Genomic DNA, 1,037 nt, shown 5'->3' with positions numbered 1-1,037 from the left:
CGCGGGGCGCGGCCCTCGGAGACGACGGCGGCCGGTTCGGGGAGGGCGCGTCGGTCGATCTTGCCGTTGGGGGTGAGGGGGAGGCGGTCGAGGACGGTGAAGTAGGTGGGCACCATGTGCTCGGGGAGCCGGTCGGTGAGATAGCGGCGGATGTCCTCGGTCGTGGTGTCGGTGTCCGTGACCACGTAGCCGGCCAGCTGGCGGCGGTGGGTGGTGACGGTGGCCTGGGTGATGTGGGGGTGCCTGAGGAGTGCGGCCTCCACTTCGGCGGGTTCGACGCGGAAGCCCCGGATCTTGACTTGGTTGTCGGCGCGGCCGTGGTAGTGGAGGTGTCCGTTGTGGTCGAAGTGGGCGAGGTCGCCGGTGTGGTAGAGGCGGGTGCCGGGTTGGCCGTGGGGGTGGGGGATGAAGGTGGTGGCGGTGAGGTCGGGGCGGTTGAGGTAGCCGTGGGCGAGGCCGTGGCCGGTGAGGTAGAGGTGGCCGGTGACTCCGGGTGGGACGGGTTGGAGGGTGGCGTCGAGGATGTAGGCGCCTTTGTTGGTGAGGGGTGTGCCGATGGGGATGGTGGGGTGGGGTTCGTCAGTGGGTGTGACGGTGTGGGTGGTGGTGAATCCCATGGATTCGGCGGGGCCGTATCCGTTGATCACGGTGGTGTGGGGTGAGAGCTGTTGGAGTCTGTGGATGTGGGCGGGTGATGCGGCTTCGCCGCCGGTGTAGGCGATGGTGACGGTGGTGAATGCTTCGGGGTGTTCGTCGGTGAGGTAGTTGAAGAGGCTGGCGGAGAGTTGGAGCATGGTGACGCCGTGGCGGCGGGAGAGGTCCGCGATGTGGGTGGGTTCGGGTTTCTGGCCGGGTTGCAGGACGGTGGTGCCGCCGTGGAGGAGTGCGCCCCAGAATTCGAGGCTGAAGGCGTCCCAGGAGACCGGTGAGCACTGGAGGAATACCTGGTCGGGCCCGAAGTTCCCGTAGGTCTGCGCGGTGACCGTGGAGACGAGGTTGCGGTGCGAGGACAGGATGCCCTTGGGCCGCCCGGTCGA

1 protein-coding gene is annotated in these 1,037 nt (G+C 68.2%); it reads right to left on the bottom strand.

Annotated elements, in window-relative coordinates:
• Nucleotides 1-1,037 (bottom strand): AMP-binding protein (locus ACFZAT_RS33335; protein WP_391269701.1); only part of this gene is annotated, 1,037 nt, incomplete at both ends.

Origin of the sequence: Streptomyces sp. NPDC008163 (assembly GCF_042956885.1) — a bacterium.
Taxonomy (GTDB): domain Bacteria; phylum Actinomycetota; class Actinomycetes; order Streptomycetales; family Streptomycetaceae; genus Streptomyces; species Streptomyces drozdowiczii_A.
The sequence above is the reverse complement of the archived record's forward strand: the minus strand, read 5'-3'. Positions and strand labels throughout refer to the sequence as shown.